The 23,643-nt window shown below is 64.9% G+C and carries 25 protein-coding genes; 13 read left to right on the plus strand and 12 right to left on the minus strand.

Annotation, left to right across the window (positions count from 1 at the left end):
* Positions 1–2: 2 nt before the first annotated feature.
* The 5 genes from lnt to miaB all read right to left on the minus strand — a co-directional run bounded on the left by lnt (position 3) and on the right by miaB (position 5,429).
* Positions 3–1,481 carry an apolipoprotein N-acyltransferase gene (gene lnt, locus HOP53_RS12745; RefSeq protein ID WP_234270378.1) on the minus strand — a complete coding sequence of 493 codons (1,479 nt, stop codon included), beginning with the start codon at positions 1,479–1,481 and terminating at the stop codon, positions 3–5.
* Between the two features lie 27 nt (positions 1,482–1,508).
* Positions 1,509–2,384, minus strand: coding sequence for an HlyC/CorC family transporter (locus HOP53_RS12750; RefSeq protein WP_035590543.1), 876 nt, complete (start codon positions 2,382–2,384; stop codon positions 1,509–1,511).
* Positions 2,385–2,386: 2 nt separating this feature from the next.
* On the minus strand, positions 2,387–2,893 hold the full coding sequence (gene ybeY / locus HOP53_RS12755; protein WP_234270379.1) for an rRNA maturation RNase YbeY: 507 nt from the start codon (positions 2,891–2,893) through the stop codon (positions 2,387–2,389).
* The gene (locus tag HOP53_RS12760) at positions 2,890–3,966 is read right to left on the minus strand and encodes a PhoH family protein (RefSeq protein ID WP_234270380.1); all 1,077 of its coding nucleotides are present in this window, start codon (positions 3,964–3,966) and stop codon (positions 2,890–2,892) included. Before HOP53_RS12760 ends, ybeY begins: the two co-directional genes overlap by 4 nt.
* A gap of 119 nt (positions 3,967–4,085) precedes the next feature.
* Positions 4,086–5,429: a tRNA (N6-isopentenyl adenosine(37)-C2)-methylthiotransferase MiaB gene (gene miaB / locus HOP53_RS12765; RefSeq protein WP_234270381.1), complete on the minus strand. Its 1,344-nt coding sequence runs from the start codon at positions 5,427–5,429 to the stop codon at positions 4,086–4,088.
* 223 nt (positions 5,430–5,652) lie between these two features.
* Here miaB and HOP53_RS12770 point away from each other — a divergent pair, with 223 nt between their 5' ends.
* From HOP53_RS12770 to HOP53_RS12780, 3 genes are all read left to right on the plus strand, one after another.
* Positions 5,653–5,982 carry a DUF1820 family protein gene (locus tag HOP53_RS12770; protein ID WP_010627368.1) on the plus strand — a complete coding sequence of 110 codons (330 nt, stop codon included), beginning with the start codon at positions 5,653–5,655 and terminating at the stop codon, positions 5,980–5,982.
* 209 nt (positions 5,983–6,191) lie between these two features.
* The gene (locus HOP53_RS12775) at positions 6,192–6,818 is read left to right on the plus strand and encodes a TIGR04211 family SH3 domain-containing protein (RefSeq protein WP_234270382.1); all 627 of its coding nucleotides are present in this window, start codon (positions 6,192–6,194) and stop codon (positions 6,816–6,818) included.
* Positions 6,819–6,834: 16 nt separating this feature from the next.
* Positions 6,835–7,476 (plus strand): thiopurine S-methyltransferase, encoded by a 642-nt coding sequence (locus HOP53_RS12780; protein WP_234270383.1) that lies wholly within the window; start codon positions 6,835–6,837, stop codon positions 7,474–7,476.
* A gap of 106 nt (positions 7,477–7,582) precedes the next feature.
* Here the strand turns inward: HOP53_RS12780 and HOP53_RS12785 are convergent, their stop codons facing one another.
* Positions 7,583–8,173: a YajG family lipoprotein gene (locus HOP53_RS12785; RefSeq protein ID WP_234270384.1), complete on the minus strand. Its 591-nt coding sequence runs from the start codon at positions 8,171–8,173 to the stop codon at positions 7,583–7,585.
* Between the two features lie 214 nt (positions 8,174–8,387).
* Here HOP53_RS12785 and HOP53_RS12790 point away from each other — a divergent pair, with 214 nt between their 5' ends.
* A complete protein-coding gene (locus HOP53_RS12790; RefSeq protein WP_234270385.1) occupies positions 8,388–8,831 on the plus strand; it encodes a GNAT family N-acetyltransferase in 444 nt (147 codons plus the stop codon).
* A gap of 11 nt (positions 8,832–8,842) precedes the next feature.
* On the opposite strand, the gene HOP53_RS12795 is transcribed toward HOP53_RS12790, so the two are convergent.
* From HOP53_RS12795 to cysP, 4 genes are read right to left on the minus strand one after another with little or no spacing between them, the layout of a single operon-like run.
* Positions 8,843–9,940, minus strand: a complete 1,098-nt coding sequence (locus HOP53_RS12795) for a sulfate/molybdate ABC transporter ATP-binding protein (protein WP_234270386.1) — start codon at positions 9,938–9,940, stop codon at positions 8,843–8,845.
* Entirely contained in the window at positions 9,937–10,764 is an 828-nt protein-coding gene (gene cysW, locus HOP53_RS12800) for a sulfate ABC transporter permease subunit CysW (protein WP_234253897.1), read from the minus strand. Before cysW ends, HOP53_RS12795 begins: the two co-directional genes overlap by 4 nt.
* Positions 10,764–11,627 carry a sulfate ABC transporter permease subunit CysT gene (gene cysT / locus HOP53_RS12805; protein ID WP_234253898.1) on the minus strand — a complete coding sequence of 288 codons (864 nt, stop codon included), beginning with the start codon at positions 11,625–11,627 and terminating at the stop codon, positions 10,764–10,766. The genes cysW and cysT overlap by 1 nt, the downstream gene beginning before the upstream one ends.
* Positions 11,628–11,667: 40 nt before the next feature.
* On the minus strand, positions 11,668–12,678 hold the full coding sequence (cysP, locus tag HOP53_RS12810; RefSeq protein WP_234253899.1) for a thiosulfate ABC transporter substrate-binding protein CysP: 1,011 nt from the start codon (positions 12,676–12,678) through the stop codon (positions 11,668–11,670).
* Positions 12,679–12,856: 178 nt separating this feature from the next.
* Here cysP and rpe point away from each other — a divergent pair, with 178 nt between their 5' ends.
* The 4 genes from rpe to trpE all read left to right on the plus strand — a co-directional run bounded on the left by rpe (position 12,857) and on the right by trpE (position 16,251).
* Positions 12,857–13,555: a ribulose-phosphate 3-epimerase gene (gene rpe, locus HOP53_RS12815; RefSeq protein ID WP_234270387.1), complete on the plus strand. Its 699-nt coding sequence runs from the start codon at positions 12,857–12,859 to the stop codon at positions 13,553–13,555.
* A gap of 47 nt (positions 13,556–13,602) precedes the next feature.
* On the plus strand, positions 13,603–13,890 hold the full coding sequence (locus HOP53_RS12820) for a GIY-YIG nuclease family protein (RefSeq protein WP_234270388.1): 288 nt from the start codon (positions 13,603–13,605) through the stop codon (positions 13,888–13,890).
* Complete coding sequence (locus HOP53_RS12825) at positions 13,860–14,525, plus strand: phosphoglycolate phosphatase (protein WP_234270389.1); 666 nt, start codon at positions 13,860–13,862, stop codon at positions 14,523–14,525. Before HOP53_RS12820 ends, HOP53_RS12825 begins: the two co-directional genes overlap by 31 nt.
* 241 nt (positions 14,526–14,766) lie before the next feature.
* Entirely contained in the window at positions 14,767–16,251 is a 1,485-nt protein-coding gene (gene trpE / locus HOP53_RS12830; protein WP_234270440.1) for an anthranilate synthase component I, read from the plus strand.
* A gap of 106 nt (positions 16,252–16,357) precedes the next feature.
* On the opposite strand, the gene HOP53_RS12835 is transcribed toward trpE, so the two are convergent.
* Entirely contained in the window at positions 16,358–17,377 is a 1,020-nt protein-coding gene (locus tag HOP53_RS12835; RefSeq protein WP_234270390.1) for a metal ABC transporter solute-binding protein, Zn/Mn family, read from the minus strand.
* A 335-nt stretch (positions 17,378–17,712) separates the two neighbouring features.
* On the opposite strand from HOP53_RS12835, the gene HOP53_RS12840 reads away from it, so the two are divergent.
* Together HOP53_RS12840 and trpD are read left to right on the plus strand one after the other, a co-directional pair.
* Positions 17,713–18,297 carry an anthranilate synthase component II gene (locus HOP53_RS12840; RefSeq protein ID WP_086511633.1) on the plus strand — a complete coding sequence of 195 codons (585 nt, stop codon included), beginning with the start codon at positions 17,713–17,715 and terminating at the stop codon, positions 18,295–18,297.
* A gap of 26 nt (positions 18,298–18,323) precedes the next feature.
* Positions 18,324–19,346 (plus strand): anthranilate phosphoribosyltransferase, encoded by a 1,023-nt coding sequence (trpD, locus tag HOP53_RS12845; RefSeq protein WP_234270391.1) that lies wholly within the window; start codon positions 18,324–18,326, stop codon positions 19,344–19,346.
* 3 nt (positions 19,347–19,349) lie between these two features.
* Here the strand turns inward: trpD and HOP53_RS12850 are convergent, their stop codons facing one another.
* Complete coding sequence (locus HOP53_RS12850; RefSeq protein ID WP_234270392.1) at positions 19,350–20,111, minus strand: 4'-phosphopantetheinyl transferase family protein; 762 nt, start codon at positions 20,109–20,111, stop codon at positions 19,350–19,352.
* A gap of 181 nt (positions 20,112–20,292) precedes the next feature.
* Between HOP53_RS12850 and trpC the strand changes: the two genes are divergently transcribed.
* The 3 genes from trpC (at position 20,293) to HOP53_RS12865 (ending at position 23,606) form a co-directional block, all read left to right on the plus strand.
* Complete coding sequence (gene trpC, locus HOP53_RS12855) at positions 20,293–21,099, plus strand: indole-3-glycerol phosphate synthase TrpC (RefSeq protein ID WP_234270393.1); 807 nt, start codon at positions 20,293–20,295, stop codon at positions 21,097–21,099.
* Between the two features lie 516 nt (positions 21,100–21,615).
* Entirely contained in the window at positions 21,616–23,004 is a 1,389-nt protein-coding gene (gene ltrA, locus HOP53_RS12860; RefSeq protein ID WP_234270394.1) for a group II intron reverse transcriptase/maturase, read from the plus strand.
* 191 nt (positions 23,005–23,195) lie between these two features.
* Positions 23,196–23,606 carry a hypothetical protein gene (locus HOP53_RS12865; RefSeq protein WP_234270395.1) on the plus strand — a complete coding sequence of 137 codons (411 nt, stop codon included), beginning with the start codon at positions 23,196–23,198 and terminating at the stop codon, positions 23,604–23,606.
* Positions 23,607–23,643: the final 37 nt, after the last annotated feature.

Raw genomic sequence — 23,643 nt, forward strand, 5'->3', positions numbered from 1 at the left:
GCCTAGAGCCGCCGTCGGCGGCGCTCTGGCAACCTCAGTCCCGGCAGCACCAGCAGTGCGCTGAGCAGCCACACCGGCCAACTGCCAGTGCGGGTGAAGGGCGTCAGACCCTGCATCGGTACGGCTTCGGCGAGCAGCGCCACGGTCTCGAACTGAGGTGCTCTGGCCACTACCTGACCGTACTGGTCGATCACGGCGGTGACCCCGTTGCTGGTGGCGCGCACCACGTAGCGGCCGTTCTCAAGCGCCCGCAGGCGGGCCATCTGCAAGTGCTGCAGCGGGCCGATCGACTCGCCGAACCAGGTATCGTTGGATACCGTCAGCAGCAATTCGCTGTCGCGGGCCTGTTGTGCCACCAGATCGGCGTAGATGATCTCGTAGCAGATGGCGTTGCCGATCACCGTACCGGCAGCACGGATCGGTCCCTGCCCCGAGGGGCCGGGGGTCATTGCCGGCATCGGCAGGTCGAAGAAGGCGATGGTGCCGCGCAGCCAGCGCTCCAATGGCAGGTACTCACCGAACGGCACGAGATGAGCCTTGCGGTACTCACCCTCGGCATTGCCCAGCCCGATCACGCTGTTGTAGTAGAGCCCGCGTCCTTCACGCTGGAGGATGCCAGTGAGCAGGGCGCTGCCTGGCGCCAGGTGGGCCTGGGCCCTGGCCAGCAGCGGCTCGGCCTCGTCTTCGAACATCGGCAGAGCCGCCTCGGGCCAGACGATCAGGTCGGCATCGTCGGCGTAGGCCTGGGTCATCTCCAGGTAGGTATTGGCGGCAATACGCTGGCCCTCTGGGGTCCACTTGATCAACTGGTCGAGGTTGCCCTGCAGCAGGGCGACCCGAAGCGGCTCGCCTGCCGGCTCGGTCCACTGGATCGGCAGCACCAGCGGGACCAGCCACATGGCGGCGATGGGTGCGGCCGCCCACCAGCGCCGACGCAGGAACTCCGCCCCCAGAGCACCGCTGAGCGCAACGATCAGCGAGAGCAGGTAGACACCGCCAATGGGCGCCCACGGCGCCAGCGGCGAATCGACCTGAGAGCTGCCCAGCAGCAGCCACGGAAAGCCGGTGAACAGCCAGGTGCGCAGCCACTCGCCCAGCACCCAGGCGCCGGCGAAGGTGAGGAAGGCCAGGCGTGGGCCACACACCAGGCGGTAGAGCCATAGCGCCGCGGCAACGAACAGCGCCATGGCACAGACGAACAGCACGGTGAGGAAGAGCGCCAGCGGCATCCCGGTGTAGCCGTAGTCGTGGATCGACACGTAAACCCAGGAAGCGCCGGAGCCGAACAGGCCGACCCCGTAGCACCAGCCGAGGAAGGCGGCCTGGCGCGCCCCCAGGGGGCTAATCGCCCAGTAGACGAGCCCTGCGGCCAGCGGTCCCAGCCACCACAGCTCATAGGGCGAGGCAGTCAGCGTGGTCAGAACGCCAGCAACGAGCGCGGCCAGATAGCCGATGACGGGCGTCGGACGTGTATTTTTCATGAGAGTTGGCATCCTGAGACAGCCGAATCAATCCTGGGGTGGCGTTGCTTCGTCCTGCAGCACGGCTTCCAGCAGGCGTATTCGCCGATTGTCTGCATTGAGCACGGTGAAGCGCCAGCCGCCGAGCTCGGTGTGCTCACCGCGCCCGGGTAGGTGGCCGAAGCGCTGCATCACCAGTCCTCCGACGGTATCGAACTCGTCGTCGGAGAAGCGCGTGCCGAAGCGCTCGTTGAAATCCTCGATCGGGGTCAATGCACGAATCGCGTAGCGCCCCTCGCCGAGGGTGCGGATGTCGTCATCCTCGTCAGTGTCGTGTTCATCTTCGATGTCGCCGACGATCTGTTCGAGAATGTCTTCGATGGTGACGATACCGGCGGTGCCGCCGTACTCATCGACCACTACCGCCATGTGGTTGTGAGTGTCGCGAAACTCCTTGAGCAGGCTGTTGAGCCGCTTCGACTCCGGCACGAACATGGCCGGGCGCAGCACGTCCTCGAGCGAGAAGCGCTCGCGCTCCTCGGCGGGGCGGTTGAGCAGCTTCAGCAGATCCTTGACCAGCAGCAGGCCCTTGACCTCGTCGAGGTTTTCGCCGATGACCGGGTAGCGCGAATGACCGGTCTCGTTGATCAGGGCCAGGTACTCCTCGGCGGGCTGATCCACGGCGATGGCGGCCACCTGGGAGCGCGGGATCAGCACCTCACGAACCTGCTGGTCGCTGATCTGCAGGGCGCCTTCGATGATCATCATGGCGTCCTGGTCCAGCTTGAGGCGGGTGGCCGCCTCGCGCAGGAACTCCATCAGCTCCTCCCGCGAGCTGGGGCCTTCGCTATCCCCCGAGAGGGCGCCGAGCAGTTTGTCGAGCCACGACCTTCCGCTTTGGCTGCTCGTTCGGTCTTCACTCATCGCTAGAGTCTCTCGTCCATGCTGTCGTCTTGTTGTTCGGGGTGATCCGCCGTATAGGGGTCGGCGATGCCGAAGTCCGCCAGGATGTCACGCTCGAGCTGCTCCATCGCCTCGGCTTCCTCCACCTCGAGGTGATCGTGACCGAGCAGGTGCAGCATGCCGTGCACCACCAGATGGGCATAGTGATGTTCGAGATGCTTGGACTGCTCGGCGGCTTCGCGTACCACCACCGGGTGGCACAGTACCAGATCGCCGAGCAGCGGCAGCGGGATGCCGGGCGGGCCATCGAAGGGAAAGGAGAGCACGTTGGTCGGCTTGTCGCGACCGCGGTAGTCGCGATTCAGCGCCTGGCCTTCATCGGCGTCGACGAAGCGCACGGTGACCTCGTGGCGCGTCTCCCCAGGGAAGCGCACCAGCACCGCGGCGATCCAGCCCTCCAGCGCAGCCTGCGCCGGCAACTCCCGGTCGGCTAGTGCAATCTGGCGGTCGACGATGGGCGCCGGGATCATTTTTCGCCGCCGTCCCTGTTGCGCTCACGCTCCTGACGCAGGGCTTCGCGCTCCCGTTCGCGGGCTTCGCGGCGGGCGCGTTCCTGCACTTCCTGCTCGGCCTCGAAGCTCTCGTAGGCTTCGATGATGCGCTGCACCAGCGGATGTCGCACCACGTCCTTGGCGGCGAAATGCGTCACCCCGATGCCGGCGGTACCCCTGAGCACCTCGAGCACCTGGATCAGCCCGGAGCTCTGGCCGCGGGGCAGGTCGACCTGAGTCACGTCGCCGGTGATCACCGCGGTGGAGCCGAAGCCGATGCGGGTCAGGAACATCTTCATCTGCTCGCGGGTGGTGTTCTGGCTCTCGTCGAGAATGATGAAGGCGTTGTTCAGGGTGCGCCCGCGCATGTAGGCCAGCGGAGCGATCTCGATCACCTGGCGCTCGATCAGCTTGCCCACCTGCTCGAAGCCGAGCATCTCGTAGAGCGCATCGTAGAGCGGGCGCAGGTAGGGGTCGATCTTCTGGGCCAGATCGCCCGGCAGAAAGCCGAGCTTTTCGCCCGCTTCCACGGCGGGGCGTACCAGCAAAATGCGACGCACCTCCTGCTGGTTGAGCGCTTCCACCGCCGCGGCCACTGCCAGGTAGGTCTTGCCGGTGCCGGCCGGGCCGATGCCGAAGTTGATGTCGTGCTGACGAATGCTCGCGACGTAGTTCTGCTGGTTCTGCCCGCGGGGCTTGATCAGTACCTTGGGCGTACGCAGCAGCACCTCGCCGTCGACGGGGCCTTCCTCTTCGTCCAGCGCTTCACGCCCCGACTCCTGCAGGAACAGATGCACGGTATCCGGTGACAGCGGGCTGGCTTCGGCCTCGCGATAGAGGTGCTCCAGCACGTTGGCGGCGGCCTTGACTCGATGGCCGGGACCGGCCAGTTGAAAGACGTTGCCGCGGTTGCGCAGGGTGACGCCGAGGCGTGACTCGACCTGTTTGAGGTGCTCGTCCCTTTGGCCGCAAAGGTTGGCGAGACGCTGTGGATCGTTGGGCTCGAGGCTCAAGGTGATGATGCGGTTGGCCTGTGCGGCGTGTTGACTCAAGGTGTCGGAATCCATGCGTTGCGTGTATTGGCTCCCAGCTTAATGCCCTGCCTTTCGGCAGGGCAATGCTTTCCACTCACGTTGCCCGTCGGGGGGTCGTAGAGAGTGCCTGTCTGCCCTCATTGTAGCGTCGGGGAAGCCAGTTCGCCGCGCAGAGAATTGGGCAGTGCCTCGGTGATGGTCACCTCGACGAAGTGGCCGATCAGCTCGGTGGGGTTGGCGGCGCTGAAGTTGACCACCCGGTTGTTCTCGGTGCGCCCCGACAGCTGGCCGGGATCCCTGGGCGAGAAGCCGCTGACCAGGATGCGCTGCGTAGTGCCCACCATGCGCCGCGAGATCTGCATTGCCTGCTGATTGATGCGCTCCTGCAGGATCGCCAGACGCTGCTTCTTGACGCTCTCCGGGGTGTCGTCGGGCAGTGCCGCGGCCGGTGTCCCGGGCCGCGCCGAATAGACGAAGCTGAAGGAGTGGTCGAAGCCGATGCGATGGATCAGGTCCATGGTGGCCTCGAAGTCCGCCTCGGTCTCGCCGGGGAAGCCGATGATGAAGTCGGAAGAAAAGCTGATGTCGGGGCGCAGTGCACGAATGCGCTCCATCTTCTCCACGTACTCCTCGACGGTGTGGCCGCGCTTCATGGCGGCGAGGATACGGTCGGAGCCGGCCTGAACCGGCAGGTGCAGGTGGCTGACCAGCTCGGGAATCTCGCCATAGGCCTCGATCAGGCTGTCGCTGAACTCCACCGGGTGCGAGGTGGTGAAGCGAATGCGGTCGATACCCTCCACAGCTGCCACGCAGGCGATCAGCTCGGCCAGATCGATCTCGTCGCCGAGCCGGTTCTCTCCGCGGTAGGCGTTGACGTTCTGGCCCAGAAGGTTGATCTCGCGCACGCCCTGATCGGCCAGGTGGATCACCTCGTCCATCACTGCCTCGAAGGGGCGCGACACCTCTTCGCCGCGGGTATAGGGCACCACGCAGAAGGTGCAGTATTTGGAGCAGCCTTCCATCACCGAGACGAAGGCGGTCGCACCGTCGGAGCTGGGCTTCGGCAGGTGGTCGAACTTCTCGATCTCGGGGAACGTCACGTCGACGACGGAGATCTGGTCGTTGCGCCTGGCATCGAGCATCGACGGCACCCGGTGCAGGGTCTGGGGGCCGAACACCATGTCGACGTAAGGCGCACGCTTGCGCAGCGCCTCGCCTTCCTGGCTGGCCACGCAGCCGCCCACGCCGATCACCAGATCGGGGTTGGCCTCCTTGAGTTTCTTCCAGCGGCCGAGCTGGTGGAAGACCTTTTCCTGGGCCTTCTCACGAATCGAGCAGGTATTGAGCAGGATGACGTCGGCTTCGCCTTCGTCGTCGGTCAATTCGAGCTGGTGAGATTCGCCGAGCAGATCCGCCATGCGTGCGGAGTCGTACTCGTTCATCTGGCAGCCGTGGGTCTTGATGAAGAGTTTCTTCGCCATAGGATAGAGGGTCAGTCGTCCGACGCGTGCGTCACCGGTGAGTGGAGTGTCGCGGGAATAGGCCTTGTGGCCGTCCTCGAAGGTGGCGGTATTATACGGAAGGCAGCCTGAAGGAGCCAGTAGGGGCACCGCGGCCAGGGACGCCTGTGATACGCTAGCCCCTTGGCAGTCCCCCAGCGGGACATCTCATTAGCACAACCGAACGTTGAGGACAGACGGCCTTATGGCGGCCAAGCCGATCTATCGGGTGGTTTTCCACCAGCAGGGTGAAGTCTGGGAGCTCTATGCCAGGGAGATCTACCAGAGCGAACTTTGGGGTTTCATCGAGGTCGAGGAATTTGTCTTCGAGGACGGCTCGAAGCTGGTCGTCGATCCCTCTGCCGATCGCCTGCGTCACACCTTCGATGGCGTCAAGCGCAGCTATCTGCCGCTGAACGCCATCGTGCGTATCGACGAGGTGGAGCGTGAGGGGCCGGCCAGGGCCGTGAAGAGCGAGGGGCGCATCGCGGAGTTTCCGCGTGGTCCTATGCTGCCGCCGAAGAGCGAGCGCTGACAACAATGAAACGCAGGGAAAGGGCATGCCCGCGGTCTGCTCAGGAAATGATCATCCTGTCGCAGCCCAGTGCCGGGGTGCCAGACAGCCGCCTTTCCAGCGGTTTTCCCGGGGTTTATCCACAGATACTGTGGATAGGCCAGTGAAAGAGAGATTTGCCAAGGGCTTGTCGATGGCAGGCCCGCGGCTTTGATAGCCAGGACACCGGCATGAAGCATCGATTCAGGTTTTTTCTCGCAGGCGTCGCGCTTGGCTTGGCGGCGCTTCCGCTGCATGCCCAGCAGGCGGACGACAACGCGCGTTGGGTTTCCGATGAGTTGACCACCTACGTGCGCAGCGGCCCGACCGACGGCTATCGCATTGTCGGTACCCTGACGGCCGGCGAGCCGGTTACCCTGCTCGAGACCAGCGGCAACTACAGCCGGGTCGAAAACGGTGACGGCAATCGTGTCTGGATATTGAGCAACGAGCTGCAGTCGTCGCCGAGTGCGAGCTACCAGCTGCCGCGCCTCGAGGAGCAAGTGGCCGAGCTCGAGGCCGAGCTGGGCGCTATCAACGAGACCTGGGAGAACCGGGTCTCGGCCATGACCGAAACCCTCGACGTGCGTGAGCAGCGCATCGCCGAGCTGGAAGCGCGCAACCGCGAGCTCGACAGCGAGGCCGACCGCTCGCGCAGTACCATCCGCCAGCTCCAGGCCCGCCTGGATACCCAGGAAGAAGATCTACTGATGCGTTACTTCATGTACGGCGGTGGCGTAGCCGGCGCCGGTCTCCTGGTCGGGCTGATCGTTCCCCATCTGCCGCGCAAGCGGCGCAAGCGCGACCGCTGGTTCTGATGACGAGGCATGGACGATGACGCGTGAATGGCTCGACCGCTGGCGCGAGGGGCGTATCGGTTTTCATCGCCACGATACGCATCCGGCACTGGTGCGCCACTGGCCCAGGCTGAAGATACGCGCGGGCACCAAGGTGCTGGTACCGCTGTGCGGCAAGAGCCTGGACATGCGCTGGTTGGCCAATCGCGACCACCCTGTGCTGGGCATCGAGCTGTCGCGGGAGGCGATCGAGCAGTTCGTCGACGAGGGCACCGGCGAGGTGTCGCGTTACCAGCAGGAGCCGTTTGCGATCTGCCGTCAGGGCAGCGTGGAGCTGTGGTGCGGTGACTTCTTCCACTTCCATATCGATCAGGCGGCCGAGATCGGTGCCTTCTACGATCGCGCCGCGCTGATCGCTCTGCCGCCCGCGACTCGCCAGCGTTATGCCTTTCATCTCGCGCAGCTGATCCCCCCCGGCATGCGCGGGCTGCTGATCTCGCTTTCACGTGCGACGGGAGACGAAAGCGCCGGCCCGCCCTATCACGTGCCGGCCGATGAGGTGCGCGAGCTGTTCGAGCCCAATTTCCAGGTCACTCACCTGGAGGATGGCGAACCGGAAGCGGGTAGCGGGTTTCGTGAAAGTGTGTGGGCGCTCACCCGGCGCGGCCCGCTGACTTGAGCGGTAGCGAAAGTCTGGATGTGGCGCAACGGCAAAGGGCCGCCCGGTGGGGGGCGGCCCTTTCGCATGGTGTGGCTGGGCATGGCGTGGCTCGAGGCCGAGAGGCTCAGCGGGCCAGCAGCTGGGCCAGCTCCGGGTCGCTGAAGGCGCGATCCAGGGCGTCGCCGATCAGGTCATTGAGCATGCGGCGGTTGGCGTCACGCCCCGGGCGCACCGCGTAGCTCTGGGTGCGGCGGGCAGTGTAGGTGCCGGTGTAGGTGGTGCCCTGGTTGGTCACCTTGACCTCGAGTACCGCTTCCATCCGTGCTTCATCGATGACCGGGCGGTTCTCGCCACGCTCGTAGCCGAGGTGCAGCATCGTGACCGTCAGGCCCGGGCGACCGCTGGCCGGCTCGCTGGTCGGTGAAAAGCCCATGTCGCGAACGGCCCGTTCCGCCTCGCGCTGCAGGTTCGGTATCAGCTCGTGGGCGCTCACGGTAATCACTGCCGTAGACATGGCGCTGCCGGTGCGCGTACCGATCACCTCGCTGTCGCGCTCGTCCACGGCGGCTACCGTCACGGCCTGACCGCTGCCCGTCTGGGGAACGGCGGCACTGCGCTGCGGGTTGAGCTGGAGGTAATGGGGGCTGGCGCAGCCGGCCAGCAGGGCGGTGGCCAACAGAACGGCTGCGGCACACAAGGCATGACGTCGATTCATTCTCGCTCCCGGATTCGTCTTGCGGGGCCAGGGGGCGGCCCGAGCTTGGCCGTGCGTGAGGCAGCAGAAAGATACTCGCCTCAGTCACTTGTGCAGTATATCGTCAGCTCGCTGTCGGCAACAGCGTTGCGCCGGGCGTAGGCATTACGGTTACACTCTGTTTTTCACTCGACGAAGATCGAGCCTTTCGCCTTCCAGGAGAGGAAGATACCGCATGATACGTCCTGCCACGACCGAGGACATTCCGCAGCTCGTCGACATCTGGCTGCGTGCCTCGCTGCTGGCTCATGACTTCATTCCCGCCGGGTTCTGGCGTGATCGCGCCGAGGACATGGCGAGCCGCTATCTGCCCGGTGCGGAAACCTACGTGCTCGAGGCCGCTGGGCGCGCCGTGGGGTTTGCCGCGCTCAACGACGATCACCTCGAGGCGCTGTTCATCGACCCCGAGCTGCAGAGCTTCGGCCACGGCACCCATCTGATGGCGCATGCCATGAGCAAGCGGGAGCGAATTACCCTGTGCGTCTACTCACGCAACGTGCATGCCGTCTCCTTCTATCGCCGCCTGGGCTTCCGGGTGCTCGAGGAGCGCACGGAGCCGCTCAGCGGCGAGCAGGAGACGCTCATGGTCTGGTCGCGTACGCCGGGCGAGGCAGGCTGACGCCGAACCGCTCAGCTCACCGCTTCGAGCGTGGAAGCAGCCTGTTTGCTCCGCTCATCGGGAAATCGATGCCAGCGCCGGGGAGCGGCGTACAGGCGCGTGCCCCGGGTGAGGTGAAGTCTTTCGTAATCGGCGTGGCTCACCGTGGCCAGCCAGGGCTCGCCCAGCCAGTCCGCCTCCAGCTCCACACGTACTTCGGCTCCCACCGGTGAAATGGCGGTCACGCACACCGGCAGGTGGGCGTGCTGCGTGGCGCTGGGTGCGAGCTCCAGCTCGTGGGGGCGCAGCAGCAGTTCTTCCGGGCCGTCGGCCAGGTCCACGGCCAGACGGGCGTCACCGCAGGTCAGTACACCGTTGCGCACCGTGCCTTCGAGGTGATTGACGTCGCCCAGGAACTCGAACACGAAGCGATTGGCCGGATGACGATAGAGTTCGTCGGGGGTGTCGATCTGCTCGATGCGGCCGTTGCTCATCACCACCACGCGGTCGGAGAGCTCAAGCGCTTCTTCCTGATCATGGGTGACGAACAGGCTGGTGAAGTTGAGCTCGTCGTGCAGATGGCGCAGCCAGCGGCGCAGCTCCTGGCGTACCTTGGCATCCAGCGCGCCGAAGGGTTCGTCGAGCAGCAGCACGTCGGGGCGCAGGGCCAGGGCGCGCGCCAGCGAGACCCGCTGCTGCTGGCCGCCGGAGAGCTGGGCGGGGTAGCGGTGAGCCATGTGCTCGAGCTTGACCATCTCCAGCAGACGATGCACCCGGCTGCGAATCTCGCCGCTCGAGGGACGGCTCTTGCGCGGCATCACCGTGAGACCGAAGGCCACGTTGTCGAACACCGTCATGTGCCGGAACAGCGCGTAGTGCTGGAACACGAAGCCGATGCGCCGGTCGCGCACGTGCAGGTGGGTCACGTCGCGCTCGCCGAACAGAATGCGGGCGCCGGCGACGTTGTCTGCCGTCTCCAGTCCGGCAATGATGCGCAACAGCGTGGTCTTGCCGGAGCCGGACGGACCCAGCAGGCCGACCAGCTCGCCTTCGGTGATGTCCAGATCGATCGGCTCCAGCGCCTGGGTCCTGCCGAAGTGCTTGCCGATCTCATGAAGGCGGATGCTCATGGGTGAACCTCCCGGCGCGCAGCGCGCCATTCCAGGCCGGCCTTGGCGACCAGCGTGAGCAGGGCGATCAGTGCCAGCAGCGATGCGCTGGCGAAGGCGCCCACGGTATTGTAGTCCTGATAGAGCTGCTCGAGATGCAGCGGCAGGGTATTGGTCTGGCCACGGATGGCGCCGGAAACCACGGAGACGGCGCCGAACTCGCCGACCGCCCGGGCGTTGGTCAGGATCACGCCGTAGAGCAGCGCCCAGCGGATGTTGGGCAGCGTGACCCGGCGGAAGATAGTCCAGCCCGGGGCGCCCAGGGTCACGGCAGCCTCTTCCTCGCGGGAGCCCTGGGCCTGCATCAGCGGAATCAGCTCGCGGGCAACGAACGGGCAGGTGACGAAGATGGTCACCAGCAGGATGCCGGGCCAGGCGAACATCAACTGGATGTCGTGGCCATCGAGCCAGCTGCCCAGCCAGCCGGTGCGGCCGTAGAGCAGCAGATAGACCAGCCCCGCCACCACCGGAGAGACGGCGAAGGGGATGTCGATCAGGGTCTGCAGGATGCGCCGTCCCGGGAAGCGGAAGCGGGTCACCAGCCAGGCCAGCGCCACGCCGAACACCAGGCACACTGGAATCGTCAGCACGGCGATGAACAGGGTCAGCTGGATCGCTGCCAGGGTGTAGTGATTGGTGACGTTGGCCCAGAACACGTCGATGCCCCGGGCGAAGGCCTGGGCGAAGATCGCCACCAGCGGCAGCAGCAGGAACAGGGCCGCCAGCACCACGGCGGCGCCGATCAGCAGGCGCCGAACGGCGACGCCATCTCCGATTCGTTGCATCAGCCGTGTCCTCCGTGCAGGCGCTTGATGAAGCGGCCCTGCCAGATGTTGATGGCGAGCAGCAGGGCCAGCGAAACGAACAGCACCACCGAGGCGATGGCCGAGGCGCCGGCGTAGTCGTACTCCTGCAGGCGCACGAAGATCATCAACGCGGTGATCTCGGTCTCGTAGGGCATGTTGCCGGCGATGAAGATGATCGCGCCGAATTCACCCAGCGAGCGCACGAAGGCAAGCCCGGTGCCGGTCACCAGGGCCGGCCACAGGTGCGGCAGGATCACGCGGCGAAAGCCGGTGAAGTCCGAGGCGCCGAGGGTCAGCGCGGCCTCGTCCATTTCATTGGGCATGTCCTCCAGCACCGGCTGCACCGTGCGCACCACGAAGGGAATGCTGGTGAAGGACATGGCCAGGGCGATGCCCACCCAGGTGTAGGCCACCTGCAGCCCGAGCGGTTCGAGCAGTTGCCCCATCCAGCCGTTGCTGGAGTAGAGCGTGGCCAGGGTGATGCCGGCCACGGCGGTGGGCAGGGCGAAGGGCAGGTCCATCAGCGCATCGAGCAGGCGCTTGCCGGGGAAGGTGTAGCGCACCAGTACCCAGGCCAGCAGCAGGCCGAAGGCGGCGTTGACGATGGCTGCCACGGCGGCGGCGCCAATGGTCACCACGTAGCTTGCCACCACCCGCTCGTTGGTGATGATGGCCCAGTACTCGGCCAGGCTGAGCCCCGCCAACTGGCCGAACAGGCCGGTCATGGGCAGCAGCAGCATCAGCGAGACGAAGGTCAGGCTGATGCCGAGCGACAAACCGAAGCCCGGCAGCACCCGCTTGGGGGTGCTGCCGAGGCCGATGGCGAAGGAACGACTACTCATCGTGTCTCGCTTGCGTCGCGCATGTCAGGCGCCGTCGCTATCAGCGGCGGCGTTGCAGCTGGTCGAGCAACCCGCCGCTACCGAAATGGGTTTCCATCGCTTCTTCCCAGCTGCCGGCAATGTCTTCTACCAGCAGTAGCTCGGTCTCGGGGAAGTGATCGGCGAACTCTTCGACGACCGTCTCGTGATGCACGCGATAGTTGAAGCCGGCCAACTGACGCTGGGCCTCTTCGCTGTAGAGGTACTCCACATAGGCTTTGGCCAGGTCGAGATTGCCGTTACGCTCGGCGTTGGGCTCGACCACCGCCACCGGGAACTCGGCCAGGATGCTGACCGGCGGCACGATCACTTCGTAGTCTTCCTCGCCGTACTCCTGGCGAATGTTGTTGACCTCGGACTCGAAGCTGATCAGCACGTCGCCCAGACCACGCTCGATGAAGCTGGTGGTGGCGCCGCGACCGCCGGTGTCGAACACTGCCACGTTGCGCAGGAAGGTGCGCATGAAGTCGTGGATCTGCTCCTCGTCACCGTCGAACTGCTGCTGAGCGAAGCCCCAGGCGGCCAGGTAGGTGTAGCGGCCGTTACCGGAGGTCTTGGGATTGGGGAAGACCATTCTAACGTCTTCACGCACCAGATCGTCCCAGCTCTCGATGCCCTTGGGGTTGTCCTTGCGCACCAGGAAGGCAGTGGTGGAGTAGTAGGGCGAGGCGTTGTTGGGCAACTGCTCTTGCCAGTCCTCGGCCACCAGGCCGGCATCGGCCAGCACCTGCACGTCGGTCACCTGGTTGTAGGTCACCACGTCGGCGCGCAGGCCCTGCAGAATGGCGCGGGCCTGGGCCGAGGAGCCGCCGTGGGACTGCTGAATGCCGATCTCTTCACCGTGCTCCGCCTGCCAGTGGTTGCGGAACTCGGGGTTGATCGCGGCGAACAGCTCGCGGGCGATGTCGTAGGAGGAGTTGAGGATCTCGCGCTCGGCGGCCACCGCAGGTGCTGCCAGGCCAAGACCCAGGGCAGCGGCGATGAGGGTGCGGCGAAGAGAGGGAAGTCGCATGGGACGTCTCCGGCAAAGGGAACTTGGTAGCAAGAGTATGGCCGAGCAAGTGGAATTACAATCCGTGTTTTTATTCTATTTTCCTATAAGCTTCATTGGCGGTGCCTGTCGGGTGCCCGGCGGTCGGGGCAGTCTGTTAATATGACGCCTCTTTCCCCGTGCGATGGCTGTTATTCCCATGAGCGACATGAACCGCGACTTCCTGATTGCCCCCTCCATCCTCTCTGCCGATTTCGCCCGGCTGGGCGAGGAAGTCGACCGGGTCCTGGCCGCCGGGGCGGATATCGTCCACTTCGACGTCATGGACAACCATTACGTGCCCAATCTGACCATCGGTCCCATGGTCTGCGAGGCGCTGCGCAAGCACGGCGTCACCGCGCCCATCGATGCCCACCTGATGGTCAAGCCGGTGGATCGCCTGATCGGCGACTTCATCGATGCCGGGGCAAGCTACATTACCTTCCACCCGGAGGCATCCGAGCATATCGACCGCTCGCTGCAGCTGATCCGCAGCGGCGGCTGCAAGGCCGGCCTGGTGTTCAACCCGGCAACGCCCCTGTCCTACCTCGATTACGTGATGGACAAGGTCGACATGATCCTGCTGATGAGCGTCAACCCCGGCTTCGGCGGGCAGGCCTTCATCCCGGGCACGCTGGACAAGCTGCGCGAGGCGCGCCGTCGCATCGACGCCTCGGGCCGCGACATTCGGCTCGAGATCGACGGCGGGGTGAAGGTCGACAACATCGCCGAGATCGCCCGGGCCGGGGCCGATACCTTCGTTGCCGGTTCGGCGGTCTTCAGTGCCGGCCGCGACAGCGACCCCAACCGTTACGACAGCGTCATCCGCGCCTTCCGCGAGCAGTTGGCGACGGTATAGCCAAGCGCGCGATGAACGGTCCGTCGCCCGTTACGTGGTACCTCTACATGGTCGAAACCCGGCAGGGGATGATCTACACCGGCATCACCACCGACGTCGAGCGGCGCCTGGCACAGCATGAGGCTGGGCGGGGCGCCAAGGCCCTGCGCGGGCGCGGGCCGCTGGCACTGGTGCATCATGAGCCGGTGGGCAGCCACGGCGAAGCGCTGCGCCTTGAAGCCGAGGTCAAGCGTCTCTCGGCAGCACGCAAGCGGGCCTGGCTTCAGTCTCGGCGGGAAACGGCCCAGGAACATAAGGAAACAGCATGCACGCCATCCTCGACGACATCCGCCTGATCAGCTTCGACCTGGACGGCACCCTGATAGATTCCGTGCCCGACTTGGCGGTGGCCGTGGATGCCAGCCTGGTCGAGCTGGGGCTGCCCGTCGCCGGCGAGGCGCGGGTGCGCGACTGGGTGGGCAACGGCTCGCTGAAGTTGATGGAGAGGGCACTGACCTTCGCCCGGCACGCGTCCCCCGACGAGGTGCTGCTGGCGCGGGCTCACGAGGCCTTTCTCGCACACTACGGGCGCGACCCCGGCTCACGCACGCGGCTCTATCCCGGCGTGCGCGAAGCGCTGGATGCCCTGCGGAGTGACGACAGGGTCCTGACGCTGGTCACCAACAAGCCGTTCGCGTTCATCCGCCCGATCCTGACGCAGTTCGGGCTCGAAGCGCACTTCGCGCTGTGCCTGGGGGGCGACAGCCTGCCGCAGAAGAAGCCTGCCCCGGCGCCGCTGCTGTACGTGGCAGCGCAATTCGGCCTGCCGCCCTCGGTCTGTCTGATGGTAGGCGACTCCCGTCACGACGTTGCCGCCGGACGGGCCGCCGGCTTCCGCACCCTGGCCGTACCCTACGGCTACAACCATGGCGAACCGGTGCGCGACAGCCGCCCGGATGCGCTGGTTGATTCACTGGCGGAACTCGTTTAGGGTGATTTTCGATCCTTATCAATGACCTCGGAATCCTTCCGTTTGCCTATTCCTGCGGGAAACGCTTCGATGGACAGCATGATGCTGCATGACGACTCCTTGACCCGTGGTTGCCTGCGTCGGGCAGCTGACACGACGGTGCCCTTTTCTGCCCAGCACGCCGCTTGGCGATGGTGAAGCTCGCTCAAGCATCACCCTGATTCACCATTCGTCACCGTCATATCTCGAGGGCCCCGTCATGATGACTCCTGAACGTTTCCGTGCGCTGGCCGAGGCCGGCTTCAACCGCATTCCGGTCACCCGTGAGGTGCTGGCCGATCTCGACACCCCGCTGTCGACCTATCTCAAGCTGGCCGACGAGCCTTGGACCTTCCTGCTCGAATCGGTGCAGGGCGGCGAAAAGTGGGGGCGCTACTCGATCATTGGCCTGCCTTCTCACGAGCGTATAGAAGTGCGCGGCTTCACTGTCAGTCACGTTCTCCAGGGCAAATGCATCGAACGTGTGGAGGTGGAGGATCCGCTGGCCTGGATCGAGGCGTTCCAGGGGCGTTTTCGCGTGCCCGACCTCGACGGCCAGCCGCGCTTCGACGGCGGTCTGGTGGGCTACTTCGGCTATGACACCATCCGCTACATCGAACCGCGTCTCAGGGGTGTGGAGAAACCCGATCCGCTGGGCGTGCCCGATATCCTGCTGATGGTGTGCGACGAGCTGGTGGTGTTCGACAATCTCTCGGGTCGGCTGACGCTGTGGACCCATGCCGACCCCGCCGCTGCGGATGCCTTTGCCACGGCGGTGGCGCGCCTCGAGCGCCTGGAGCGACGCCTGCGCAGCGCGGGTGTTCAGGCCGCAAGCCCCGGTACCGGGCGCAGCGCGGTGGAGGAGGGGCACTTCACCTCGGGCTTCACCGAGGCCGGTTTCAAGGCGGCGGTGGAGAAGATCAAGGAATACGTGCTGGCCGGCGACGTCATGCAGTGCGTCCCTTCGCAGCGCATGTCGATTCCCTATCGTGCCTCGCCGCTGGACCTCTACCGCGCGCTGCGCAGTCTCAACCCGTCGCCCTACATGTTCTTCTTCAACCTGGATGACCACCATGTGGTGGGCTCCTCTCCGGAGATTCTCACCCGGCTGGAGGATGGCGAGGTCACCGTGCGACCCATCGCCGGCACCCGGGTGCGCGGCAAGACCGAGGAGGAGGACCGGGCGCTCGAGGCCGAGCTGCTGGCCGATCCCAAGGAGATCGCCGAGCATCTCATGCTGATCGACCTGGGGCGCAACGACGTAGGGCGCATCAGCGAGACGGGGTCGGTGCAGGTGACCGACCAGATGGCCGTGGAGCGCTACTCCCACGTGATGCACATCGTTTCCAACGTCACCGGACGTCTGAAGCCGGGCCTCAGTGCCATGGACGTGCTGCGCGCCACCTTCCCGGCGGGCACTCTTTCTGGGGCGCCCAAGATCCGCGCCATGGAGATCATCGTCGAGTTGGAGCCGGTCAAGCGCGGCATCTATTCCGGTGCGGTGGGGTATCTCTCCTGGCACGGCAACATGGATACCGCCATCGCCATTCGTACCGCGGTGATCAAGGATGGTGAGCTGCACGTGCAGGCCGGGGCAGGCGTGGTGGCCGATTCCGTGCCCGAGCTGGAGTGGCAGGAGACGCTCAACAAGGGGCGCGCCATCTTCCGCGCGGTGGCCATGGCCGAGAAGGGCTTGGATAATCTCTAGTCCAAGACTTTCTAAAGGCTAGAACTCTCTGCGCTTGGTCATACGGCGTTAGGCGCCCCTGCCGTGACGAGCAGGGCGCCGTTTGCGAACTGAAACGAGAGACGTTTTATGCTTCCTCGGCCTCGTCCTGCTCTGGCGCTTCGTTCTCTTCTGCGTCTTCTCCTTCTGCCGACGCTTCACTCTCTGCTGCGTCGGCTTCGGCGTTGCTCTCTTCCTCTTCGCCCAGCGTCAGGGCGGTGCGGATCAGCTTGGCGTTGTGACGCATCATGGCCACGTAGTTGGTGGCATCGCCATCGGGTTCGCTGAGGGAGTCGACATACAGCGGGCCGGCGATCGGCAGCTCCGTGTCGGCGGCAATGCTGCGAATGTAGCGGTCCGAGAGGGTGCTTTCCCAGAACAGGGCGCCTGGCTGGGCCTGCTCGATCAAGTCGACGATGCGCATGACCTGCTGGGGCGAGCCCTCGGTTTCGGCATTGCTGCCCCACACGCCGTCATGGCGAAAGCCGTAGGCCTCGGCGAAATAGGCGAATGCTGCTTCCGTGGTGATCAGCAAGCGTTGCTCCTCGGAAATCGGAGCGAGTATTTCGCCGATCTCTTCGTGCAGTCGGGCGAGGGTTTCCGTGGCGGCGGCGGCGCGTGCCTGGAAATTATCGGCGGCCTCGGGGTGGAGTTCGCTGAGCTGGTCGGCGATCACCTTCATGTAGGCTGCCACGGCGCGCGGGTCCATCCACAGGTGCGGGTCGGGCTCGCCGGTGTATTCACCCGTGACGATGGGTTGAGTCGGGTATTCCGTGGCTTCCGCCACTGGTACCAGCGGTGCCCGGTTGCCCACCGTGGCATAAACCTGGCGCATCCACTGCTCGAGTTGGTAGCCGTTGTAGAAGACGAGGTCGGCATCCTCGAGGGCGATGAAATTGTTGGGTGTCAGCTCCCACTCATGGACTTCAGCCCCCACCGGGGTCAGCACCACCAGTTCGATATCGTTACCGCCGACTTTGTTGACCAGATCGCCAAGAATCGAGAAGCTGGCGACCACTTTGGGATTGGCTGCCGCTGCCGTCACGCTGCCGACCATGGCGGCTAGAGGCAGGGTCAGCCAGATACAGGCACGGCGGGTAAAGCGCATCGTCAATCTCCTTTTCGCGGTAGCGCACTGCCCGATGATAGAGACTGGGAGGTACGCTGGCCAGCCGCGACTGTCCCGGCCGCCGACGAACGCACCGGCCGCAGGCATCTTGCGTTGACAGCTCGGCTGCCTGGGCGGCACTATTGCGTCATGAACGCAAACGCCTATATGCCGAATTCGATCCAGTGGTGGCGCTCCTGAGCGAGGGGCGGCGCGCTGACGACTGAACGAAATGCCGCCGTCGGGCGGCTTTTTTGTGTCCGAAGCAGAACCTGCACGGCCGGCCGCGCACGACGAAACATTGAAAAGATTCGCTGGAACAGGACCTTCTCGCCATGTCCGTGCTGATGATCGACAACTATGACAGCTTCACCTTCAACGTGGTGCAGTACCTTGGCGAGCTTGGCGCCGAGGTGGCCACCTATCGCAACGACGCCATCACCCTGGAGCAGATGGAAGCGCTGGCGCCGAGCCATCTGGTGATCTCGCCCGGCCCTTGCACCCCCAACGAGGCGGGCATCTCGCTGGCCGCCATTCGGCACTTTGCCGGTCGTCTGCCGATCCTCGGCATCTGCCTTGGCCATCAGGCGATCGGTCAGGTCTACGGTGGCAAGGTGGTACGTGCCCCGCAGGTGATGCACGGCAAGACCTCGCGCATCCGCCATAATGGTCTTGGTGTCTTCGCCGGCCTCGAGGATCCGCTGGAGGTCACGCGCTACCATTCACTGGTCGTGGAAGCCGACACGCTGCCCGAGTGCCTCGAGGTGACCTCCTGGACCGACGATGACGACGTGACCCCCGGCCTGATCATGGGGCTGCGTCACCGTGAGCTGGATATCGAAGGCGTGCAGTTCCACCCGGAGTCGATTCTGACGCGTCAGGGGCATGAGCTGCTGGCCAATTTTCTCAAGCGCCGCTGAGCCGCCCGTAAAGAGGAGTGCCTGCCATGCAGATGCGAGATGCCATTGCCGCGGTGATGCGCCGTGAAAACCTTAGCTTCGACCAGACCCATGCCGTCATGCAGCAGATCATGACCGGCGAGGCCAGTGATGCGCAGATCGGCGGCTTTCTGGTAGGTCTGGCGATGAAGGGGGAGACTGCTGAAGAGATCGGGGCCGCCGCCCAGGTGATGCGTGAGCTGATGAAGCGAGTTCGTCTTCAGCGCAGCGAGAACGTGGTGGACATCGTCGGTACCGGCGGCGACGGCGCCAACCTGTTCAACGTCTCGACCGCTTCCAGCTTCGTTGCCGCGGCTGCTGGCGCCCAAGTGGCCAAGCACGGCAATCGCAGCGTTTCATCCTCTTCGGGTAGCGCCGATCTGTTCGACATGGCGGGCATTCACCTCGACCTCCGGCCGGAGCAGGTGGCGCGCTGCATCGAGCACGTCGGGGTTGGCTTCATGTTCGCCCCCAATCATCACCCTGCCATGCGTTTTGCCATCGGACCGCGGCGCGAGATGGGCGTGCGCACCCTGTTCAACATTCTCGGGCCGTTGACCAACCCCGCCGGGGCGCCGAACCAGGTGCTGGGGGTCTATTCGGCCGAGTTGGTACCGCTGATGGCCGAGGTGCTGCGTCAGCTCGGCAGCCGCCACGTCATGGTGGTTCACGCCGAGGATGGCCTCGACGAGATCTCCCTGGCCGCGCCGACCCAGGTCGCCGAGCTCAAGGATGGCGAGATTCGTCGTTACTCCATCGTACCCGAAGACTTCGGCATCGAGCGGCAGGCACTGAGCCCCTTGAAGGTCGTTAGCGCCGAAGACAGCCTGCGGCTGGTGCGCGAGGCGCTGGTGGGCGAGGGGCCGGCGGCCGACATCGTCTCTCTCAACGCCGGAGCGGCGCTCTACTGTGCCGGTATCGCCGATACGTTGAAGGAAGGCGTGATGATGGCCCAGGATGCCCAGGCCTCCAAGCTGCCGCTGGAAAAGATGAAGGAGCTGGCCGACTTCACCCGCGTGCTGGTTTCCTGAGGGTCACGACTCTTCTGGACCGGCTGCCGGCAGAGACACCAGGCTCAGGACTCTGTCTTCATGCAGGCAGACCATGCCGGTGACCTCACAGCCGGTTGTCCAGCCGTTGCCCAGGTCTTCCAACAGGCGCAGGCGAACGGGGCCGATGCCAGGCCAGGCCATGAGTTCGGCGGCGGAAAAGTGGAACATGCGGCCCACCAGTGGGTAGAGCGCCTTGAACAGGCTCTCCTTGAGGGAGAAGGTGGCGCTTACCATCAGCCCCACGCTCGAAGGCGGCAGCGTTTCCATGCGAACGAGCTCTTCGGCGGTCAGTACCCTTGTTGCCAATCGGCGGGCCTGCTCCTCGCTCAGCAACCGCTCGGCATCGAGGCCGACACCCCGGTAGACCTGGCGGTGGGCGACGAGTGCCGCGGCCCAGCCGTCGCTGTGGGTGATGGCGCCCACGCAGCCCTCGGGCCAGCATGGCGAGCGATCCTCGTTCATGCTCGGGATTGCGTCCCTGCCATCCAGCAGCTGCAGGGCTCGGCGTGCGCACAGCCGCCCGGCAACGTATTCCGCCCGCCGTTTGGCAACGGCGCCATGCAAGCGGGGCGGCAGAACGACGCCATGGCGTTCACCGGGTGCATGGCCAGCGGTCGGCTCGTCGAGGCGGGCAGGGTCGAAGCGCGCCGCCACCAGACAGGCGCCAGGCAGGGGCGAGGCCCAGGGCCAGGCGCTGCTGAAAGGCCCGACAAAAGAGTCGACAAGAGAAGAGGAGCTGTCCATGAGCGAATTCTGGCATGGGCTAGCGACTGACGTCATGTATCCTGACGCTCCTAGCCGGAGAAGAGACGAGCGATACGCCCCCTTTGGTAGCCATCGCGTTCCATGTCGAACCGCAGATAGGTAATATGGGGCGCTTACCGGCTTCAACCGCGGCCAGAGCCGCCCGTACCGAGACAGCACCATGAGCCCAACCAAGGACGCCCCGACCATTCTCACCCGCATCCTGGCCCGCAAGGACGTGGAAGTGGCAGAGCGCAGCCGCGCCGTGTCCGAAGCCGAGCTGCTGACCTTGGCCGAACGGCAGAGCGCCCCCCGCGGTTTCATCGCGGCACTCGACCGGCGCATCGCCGAGGGCGATCCGGCGGTGATCGCCGAGATCAAGAAGGCCTCGCCCTCCAAGGGCGTGATCCGCGAAGACTTCCAGCCGGCCGAGATTGCGGCGAGCTATGCTGCCGGCGGTGCCGCCTGCCTCTCGGTGCTGACCGACGCCGACTTCTTCCAGGGCCACGAGGACTTTCTCATTGCCGCGCGTGAGGCGTGCGAGCTGCCGGTGATCCGCAAGGATTTCATCGTCCATGGCTATCAGGTCAGTGAGGCGCGCGCCATTGGCGCCGACTGCATCCTGCTGATCGTCGCCGCGCTGGAAGATGCCCAGATGGCCGATCTCTACCAGCAGGCAACGGCGCTGGGCATGGACGTTCTGGTCGAGGTGCACGACGCCCTGGAACTCGAGCGTGCGCTCAAGCTCGGCATCGGCCTGGTGGGCATCAACAACCGCAACCTGCACACCTTCGAGACCCGCCTGGAAACCACGCTGGAGCTGTTGCCGCGGATTCCTGCCGGGGTCACCGTGGTCACGGAGTCCGGCATTCACACCCAGGCCGACGTGCTTCGCATGCGCGAGCACGACGTACATGGCTTTCTGGTCGGCGAGGCCTTCATGCGCGAGCAGGAACCGGGTGAAGCGCTGCGGCGCCTGTTCTACTGAGCGGATTGTAATCAGGGACCAAAAGGGCAGCCGCGTTGGCTGCCCTTTTTCGTGTGCGCCAGGCATGGCGCGCAGCGCCTGACTGGCGCTGTTCCTGGGGGTGGTGCCTCGGGATGACTCGGGGGTGAAAGTCCCCTGCACGCCCGGCAAGGGGAAGTGCTAGCCGACGGCAAGGGTGTCCCCCACGAGGGGGAATCTGAAGGAAGCCCGAGGCAAAACGCTGGCCTGACGAACAGGAAGCGGATACGAGGCGTCATGGTGGGGTGAGGTGGCACGAATCACCAAAGCCCGATACTTGCACAGAACCCCATGACGTAGATCCGACAGGCATAAGCGGGAAGGTCGCGCGTCTTACCCTGGGAGGTCTGGTGGTCTGCCACGGTGCTACCGGCGTCGAGAGGCGACGGGATGGGCCATCAGACGTCAGCAGAGGCCATAGTAAGTGCCGATTCACCCCGGCACCAAGGGCCGAACATGAAGAACCGCGAGTAGGCGATGACGTCTCGAGGATCGATCATGAAGACAGAAAGTGGCGCTGATACCGCCACCCACCCAGAGGGGCAGGGGCGGAACCCCGCGTCCCGGCCGGTGGGCGTCGAGACGGTCCCGGCGTCGTCATCGTGGACGAAAGCGGAGCCCGCCCCGCTCATGGAGGCCGTGGTAGAGAAGGCCAACATGGCGCGGGCTTACCGAAGGGTGATCGCCAACAAGGGGGCGCCGGGTGCCGACGGCATGACGGTCCACCAGTTGGCCGACCATCTGAAGGAGTGCTGGCCAACGCTGTGCGAACGGCTACTGACCGGTGAGTACCACCCCAGCCCGATCCGAGCCGTCGAGATTCCCAAGCCCAAGGGTGGAACGCGACAGCTCGGCATCCCCACGGTTACCGACCGGCTGATCCAGCAGGCGCTGCTTCAGGTGCTGACGCCGATCTTCGATCCGGGATTCTCCGCATCGAGTTACGGCTATCGGCCAGGGCGCAGTGCCCAGCAGGCCGTCTCGGCGATGAAGGCCCATGTCACCGCCGGCCACCGCTGGGTGGTCGACCTCGATCTGGAAGCCTTCTTCGACCGGGTGAATCACGACCTGCTGATGGCACGGGTCGCGCGCCGCGTCCGCGACAAGCGAGTGTTGCGCCTGATCCGACGCTATCTGGAAGCCGGGATGTTCCAGGACGGCCTGGCCGCGCCACGCCGGCAGGGAACGCCCCAAGGTGGACCGCTGAGTCCGCTGCTGGCGAACATCCTGCTGGACGACGTGGACAAGGAACTGGAGCGCCGCGGCCACTGCTTTTGCCGCTACGCCGACGACATGCAGGTGTACGTCAGGAGTCGGCGGGCGGGCGAGCGCGTCATGGCCAGCCTGAGTGATTATCTCGAGAGCTCGCTCAGGCTCACGGTCAATCGCGACAAGAGCGCAGTGGACCGCCCCTGGAACCGGGAGTATCTGGGCTACACGCTGACCCGACACAAGCTGCCGAAGCTGACGCTGGCCAAGGCCAGCTTGCAGCGCCTGATGCAACGTGTCCGCGAGATCCTCAAGCGCGGCAGGGGGCGCAACATCCAACGAGTCACCGAGGAGCTGACACCGGTCCTGCGGGGCTGGGCCAACTACTTCTCCCTTGTTGATGTGAAGCGTCCGCTGGAAACGCTGGATGGTTGGATACGTCGCCGACTGCGCTGCGTGATCTGGCGGCAGTGGAAGCGCCCGCGGACCCGGTGCCGCAAGCTTCTGGCACTGGGGCTGGACGACTATCGAGCGTGGAAATCAGCGGGGAATGGGCGAGGCGCCTGGTGGAACGCCGGGGCCTCGCACATGAATCAGGCCCTGCCAAGGAAGTGGTTTGATGGACTGGGCTTGATCTCGGTACTTGATACGGTAAGAGGGCTAAGCCGTTCTTCATGAACCGCCGTATACCGAACGGTACGTACGGTGGTGTGGGAGGGCGCCGGGGGTGACCCCGGCCCCTACCCGATCGGCATGTGCCGAGTTCGCCTATGCTCGTTCGAGAAGCGTAGGGAACATTGCCGCTACAGAGTGTGCGATGAGATGGCAATGACAGCAATGGAGATATCCAAAGCGCGATGGACGAGTGCATGAAACCGGTCATTCAAGAAGAGATATCCGGCTGCGGTATTGCCGCGAGCGCTGCGATCGCCGGCATTACCTACGCCGAGACTAAGAAGAAGGCTAACTCTCTGGGTATTTATGCCGAGGACCCGACACTATGGTCGAGTACCGAGCATGTTCGCAGGCTTCTGCGCGAACTCAATGTTTCAGTCGGCCCAAAGACAATACCTTTTGAGGCATGGGAGCGGCTTCCAGACAAGGCGCTCCTGGCGATTAAATGGAGGGTGGAGCGGGGAAAGCCATTCTGGCATTGGGTCGTTTTCGTCAGGGATGGGGGCAATGCGGTCGTGCTTGATTCCAAGAAAGGCTTGAAATCCAATGTTCGCAGGGACTTCGGACGTATGAAGCCCAAGTGGTATATCGCAGTGGCCAACTGACGCTGGGCAGCAGTGTGTGGCCACCTCAGAAAGGAAA

Origin of the sequence: Billgrantia ethanolica (assembly GCF_021404305.1) — a bacterium.
Lineage (GTDB): Bacteria > Pseudomonadota > Gammaproteobacteria > Pseudomonadales > Halomonadaceae > Halomonas > Halomonas ethanolica.